4 protein-coding genes and 1 pseudogene are annotated in these 5,507 nt (G+C 50.6%); 2 read left to right on the plus strand and 3 right to left on the minus strand.

Annotation, left to right across the window (positions count from 1 at the left end; genetic code table 11):
* Positions 1–59: 59 nt before the first annotated feature.
* Positions 60–1,186 (plus strand): IS3 family transposase gene (locus BN77_RS28250; protein WP_085989877.1). Its coding sequence is split into 2 segments (ribosomal slippage): positions 60–288 and positions 288–1,186, totalling 1,128 coding nucleotides; the frame shifts between segments, so codons are not numbered across the junction.
* A gap of 913 nt (positions 1,187–2,099) precedes the next feature.
* Here BN77_RS28250 and BN77_RS32785 read toward each other — a convergent pair.
* On the minus strand, positions 2,100–2,789 hold the full coding sequence (locus BN77_RS32785) for a RolB family protein (RefSeq protein ID WP_081593621.1): 690 nt from the start codon (positions 2,787–2,789) through the stop codon (positions 2,100–2,102).
* Positions 2,790–3,380: 591 nt separating this feature from the next.
* Between BN77_RS32785 and BN77_RS36020 the strand changes: the two genes are divergently transcribed.
* Positions 3,381–4,040 (plus strand): RolB family protein, encoded by a 660-nt coding sequence (locus BN77_RS36020; protein WP_037076792.1) that lies wholly within the window; start codon positions 3,381–3,383, stop codon positions 4,038–4,040.
* Positions 4,041–4,589: 549 nt separating this feature from the next.
* Here BN77_RS36020 and BN77_RS36025 read toward each other — a convergent pair.
* Positions 4,590–5,263, minus strand: a pseudogene (locus tag BN77_RS36025) (IS6 family transposase).
* A gap of 22 nt (positions 5,264–5,285) precedes the next feature.
* A partial coding sequence (locus BN77_RS28265; RefSeq protein WP_208856488.1) for a transposase occupies positions 5,286–5,507 on the minus strand: 222 nt, incomplete at its 5' end.

Here is a 5,507-nt window from a genome sequence, read left to right on the forward strand (position 1 = left end):
TGAATAGCCCCTAGATTCGTAGACACCTTCTTTCCTAATTTTGAGGCAAGAAGAGCATCATGAGCAAATCGAATTTCAGCGAAGAGTTTAAGCGTGACGCGGTGCGCCAGATCACGGAGCGAGGCTATCCGGTTGCGGAGGTGTCGCAGCGTCTCGGCGTCAGCCAGCATTCGCTCTACGAATGGAAGAAGAAGTTTGCTGCGCCGAACGCCAAGGGCAACGACGAGGCCGAGGAGATCAGACGGCTGAAGAAGGAACTGGCTCGCGTCACCGAGGAGCGAGACATCCTAAAAAAAGCGGCCGCGTATTTCGCCAGGGATGCAAAGTGAAGTACGCGTTCATTGCTCTGCATCGCTTGCAGTTTTCGGTGCGGACGATGTGCCGCCTTTTGCGGGTTCATCCGAGTGGATTTTACACCTGGCTGAAGAACCCGCTGAGCAGACGAGCCAGCGAGGACAAACGGCAGACCGATCTTCTCCTGAAAGCGTGGGAGGAGAGCGGCAAGGTCTACGGCTATCGAAAGCTGCACGACGACCTTCTCGACCAGGGCGAGATGTGCTGTCCGAACAGGGTCGCACGTCTGACACGCCTTGCCGGGATCAAGGCGCAGATCGGCTACAAACGCCGCCCCGGCATCTACGGCGGCAGGCCTTCCGTCGTCGTCGATAACTCGCTCGACCGGCAGTTTGACGTCGAGGCTCCGGACACGGCGTGGGTCACAGACATCACCTACATCCGGACCTGCGAGGGTTTTGCGTATCTCGCCGTCGTCATCGATCTCTATTCCCGCCGGGTGATCGGCTGGGCGATGCAGAGCCGCCAAACCACCGACGTCGTGTTGCAGGCTCTGCTCATGGCTGTGTGGAGGCGCAAGCCGAAGAACAAGGTGCTGATCCACTCGGACCAGGGTTCGCAGTTCACCAGCATGGACTGGGCCTCGTTCCTCAAGCACCACAATCTGGTTCACTCGATGAGCCGACGCGGCAACTGCCATGACAACGCGGTGGCCGAGAGCTTCTTCAATCTTCTGAAGCGAGAGCGGATACGCCGCAACGTCTACCGTTCACGCGATGAAGCTCGCCAGGACGTGTTCGATTACATCGAGATGTTCTACAACCCGAAACGCAAGCACGCCAGGAACGGGATGCTGTCACCCATCGAATTCGAGAAGCAGCAGAAAATCTAACCCGAGGGTGTCTACGAAACTCGGGGCTATTCATACGTCACAAATGAATCATCTGTGTTGTAACTTGCGCGAATTCCCCACCTAACCAAAACCGGCTCACCGGACGCTCACGTTCATCAAAGCATTGTCTCAATAGCTGATCTGTCCGGCGAAATGGGGCGCACTCCACAGAAATAGACCACACTCATCGCTGGGCAACATCACGCCCAAGAGTTCGCAATGAAAATGACACTGGAAAAACAGGCCGCTTGAGGCCAGATTGAAACCCAAGACTCTCCCGAAAAATGGAGGGAAGCCGGGTCTCAGGTCATGTCGCATTCACACTTGAACAAACGAACAAACGCCACACGATCATATATCCTGCCACTGGGGGTACCATGATCTCCGGACAATCTAAAAAAAGCCTTCCTGGACGACGGTTATGGAGGTGATGGCTTCTGGAAGAAGCAAACAGAGATGTTTTAATAAAGGGTGTACAGCTGTCAGAGCCCGGTCAACTCTTTTGCCTTTGACGGTTGAGCACAGGTCTCTCTAGTGAACGACAGTGACCTGATATCGTGAATGTAAGTTACAATGAAAGCCTAAGAAAGACCTATATGAATCCCGTCAGGTTATATAGTATATCAAACTTTGCTCACGTAGTGAAAATTAAATATAGCAAGGGGTTTAGCCGAAAGAAGTCGAACTAAACTTCAACGAATTACAACATCATAACCACGCCATTTGTTCCCGCCGTTGAGAAACAAAGATAAACAACAAATCAAAATCCAAATCCAAACAACTAATGAAGACCAGACATGCACAATACGGTTTGATTCGCCAAGGCATCATCGATGGCACTCCAGCGATTATGCCAACTTATAGTAAAATTTGACAATCGAAAATACAATATTCAAAGTGCAAACTTAGAAACCTATTCACTAAGCTCCTCAAAATCGACGTTAGCATCAAGCAGTACTGGTGCGATAGCTATCACGTCAAACGAGCCAAGGCCACTGCGTCTGAATAGGAACTTATCGCTGTCATAGTAGAACCAATTAGTAGCTGGAATAACGAGGCAAGATTCAATGTCGCTATCTTCGACTATGCCGCATCCAACACTATGGTACCTTTCCACGATCGCCTCTATGGTGGAGTAAGCCGCATATGGTGGTATGTCCACCGCCAGTATCTTCCTTTGACCATCGTGATCTAAGAATCTCATATGATCTGGGATGTCATCCAGGCTTTGTGCTCGCAGACATGCTTTCGCATTCGCTTCCGGCATATATATGTACAACAACTCCGCCTGCTCCTCCTTCATCTCGATTTGTTCCAATTCATTGCTGCCGGCCCAATGGTTCATGCATGGATATTGCGAGAAAACCTCCGCTGATTCGCTATTAAATCCGCGCAACTCCGCCTTAAAATTCCAAGTGCATTGCGCACCTAACAGACGGGTAAGAAATTCACTGTATTTACTCGTGTCGTGATCTAGTCTTTTTTTCAATTTCTCTCTGCTGGTTGGCGAAAGAATATTCGAGCCACGAAAGCGTGGGCGCTCATAAACCGGAAGGCTGGTGCGATCTGCTGTTGAGTTCCCGCTGCTGCAGCATGATCCCATTTTCGGCAAACCGAGTTGCGTCAGTGCCTCAGAAAGTGCGGCGATGGGCGCGCTTACGGTGTAGTTGTGCCAAGAAGGAATATGTTGAAGAAGAATGGTTGTTGTGAAGGGTTCTGAAATGAACGTTTATTAAAGAGTGGTGCTCTTCCTTGTTGGACCGCCAATTTTTATAATTTAATCGGCAGAGTTGTTGCCCTTTCGGTGCAATAAAAGGCATCTTTGGAATGTGCCCCTTCTGCCGCGTAGACTCTCAGCTTTTGCGCAGCCGTGGCCTATCGCTGTGGTTCAAAGGGAACAACTTAAGCGTTCTGCAAATCGCTATCAGAATTTCTCCTGCCGGTTTGGGGTATGCCGAAGGTCATTTGCTGCACAAGATGTCACTCCGCTGGGGCAAACTGGCTTTTGGCGTGTAGGAACTCCCACCTCAATAATTGGACCGGTTACTCTTGAGCGCCCCTTTATTGTTGAGAAGAGACGAGCCGCGGTATCCTATGCTAATATCCTTATACTTCTCCCCTCTATAAATATTACCTGCTGTACTAAACACGGCCACAGATCAGCGTGGCGTCGTATTTAACACTCCCACTCATAATGAGCTTTCCGGCTTTTGACCGACCGAGGTTTCAAGGTGCCGTTCTAGATGATATTAATGAATGGGGTCTACTGCGACCTGTTTTCGAGGAAATCGTTTGGAGGTATGAGAGCTTTCTCGAGAATGAGCTTGTGCCAGCGCAAAACGACTATGCCGATACATTGGAGTCGGATGAAATCTATGATGCAGACCCAAGTTGGCATGAGGGGCTCAGCGGAGTTGAGACTGACGATCTCTTAGAATCGTTCCGCCAAATTGCATGCATGAACAACCCGACCGAGCACGTCCTAGAGCCAATTTCGGCAAGCCCTAAAGTGTTGTATGTCTACGTTGATGAAGAGTCAGTTTCTTCCGTCCGACGTCAACATCTTGGTTCAATTTCCTCTTGCTTTCGGTTCTCTGATCAGGGGGTAGCAAGGATGCTTGCATATGAAACTCCGCCGTATGCTACCGATGCCTCTTTTCCGTCGCTTCGGTCAGTGGTCAGCAAATATCAATCACTGGGATGCCAGGGTGTGAGGCGCACCAGCATTACGAGGTGTCTCGCCGTCCCCTGGACGCCGCTCTTCCGTGCTGAAGGAGGGGGCTTTCACAGCAGGAAGTATTTTGGCAGCTTTGATGTGCTGGCTAGTATGCGGGCGCGACATCACCCTAACTAATACCGACATTTATGGCCGCCCTAGAGGTTGATGATAGTTGTTTTATGACTTACCTCAGGATTATGTCTCTATGATCGTTGCTTTTTCAGTTTCTGTGCTGTTATTGCTTTCTTGGTGCGATGCTCGTTGTACACGTTTCTTATTAGAAATAAAGTTCAGTCAGTTTTTACGATTTTATTTTTTGCATCGATCTATTCTGAGGCGAACAGAGCCACTATGCGCGAATAGTTGTGATATAATTTATTGTATAATTATGCTGTAACCGATAGTCTGCCTCGGAACTGCTAATCTTAGTATTCTTGCGACATATTTCCAATTCTCTTGTTTTAATTCTGGAACACAGAGCTTATGCCCACGGGCCTAAGGCGCGGGCTTTGTCAGCAGCCTGACACGAGCCGGCAGGCTTCCGTTTTTCATTTGACGCGAAGCGCGTAAGTTGCCAAGTGGCCGCGTCCAAAGCCGAGGCAACATCTACATCAGGATATATCCTGTCGCCGGTGTTGTTACGTTAAGTTTCTCTGCCTGAAAAGGTCAGCGGCGCGTGGATATTCAGTTGACACAGGCCGCAATTTTCCATGCATCGAAAGCTTCGCTTGACAGGTAGCGAATTGTTTGCGCGGCGACGGGACGGAACTGAAAAGCAATTACGGTTCGCTGAGTGCATGGAGACGAACCGTTGCAACGTGCCTGTGATTGGTGGCCTTGCATGGTTCGTTCCCGTTTTCGAAACGGCAGATGGCTGTTCTCATTATTGAGGCCCTTGTGCGACCAATGGTCAAGGCCGTGCCACTTCCGCCTTTGCTGCACCATAGGAGCGGAGCTTATCGGTGATGCTCCGTTTGGGAGCAAAGCCATAGCGCTTCATTAACGCCACCAGCACGCGCGTCGCTGCCCTTTTATCACGCCGCTTCTGCAATATCTCTTCGAGAACGGTGCCATGTTGATCGACCGCACGCCAGAGCCAGAATTTCTCTCCAGCGCATTTCACGACGACTTCGTCCAAATACCAAATACCGTCGGGGCGCGCCTGCCGCCGCCGCAAGTTGCGTGCGATCTGGGGTCCGAACTTGGCAATCCAGCGGCGGACTGTCTCCTATGACACGTCGCTCGAGCAGCATTTCCTCAACTTCACGCGACTAAGGTTGAACCGCAAATAAGCCAGACCGAGAAACGATCCGTGGCGGAAAACGGTCACGCTTGAAGCTGATATCTCGTGAATACATGCCGAAATCTACGCCCAACCCGTCAGGCAGGCAACCGCAGCCCAGTTAACGTGACAATACCGGGCAAGTTGATGAGTGGATCATCGCTCATTGTGGCGATGGTTTCCAGTGTCATGTAACCGCGAGCGCTGAACAGCCACTCATCATTTTGCTCCAGCAGCAGAGCGCCGACGAGCCCGACAATGGCATCGTCGTTTGGGAATATGCCGACGACCTCGGTCCTTCGCTTGATTTCTCCATTCAA

It is taken from the genome of Rhizobium mesoamericanum STM3625, assembly GCF_000312665.1.
Taxonomy (GTDB): Bacteria; Pseudomonadota; Alphaproteobacteria; order Rhizobiales; family Rhizobiaceae; genus Rhizobium; species Rhizobium mesoamericanum.

Excerpts from the sequence above, each read along its gene's own strand:
- BN77_RS32785 (WP_081593621.1), bottom strand. The coding sequence starts at position 2,789 with ATGGGATCATGCTGCAGCAGCGGGAACTCAACAGCAGATCGCACCAGC.
- BN77_RS36020 (WP_037076792.1), top strand. The coding sequence starts at position 3,381 with ATGAGCTTTCCGGCTTTTGACCGACCGAGGTTTCAAGGTGCCGTTCTA.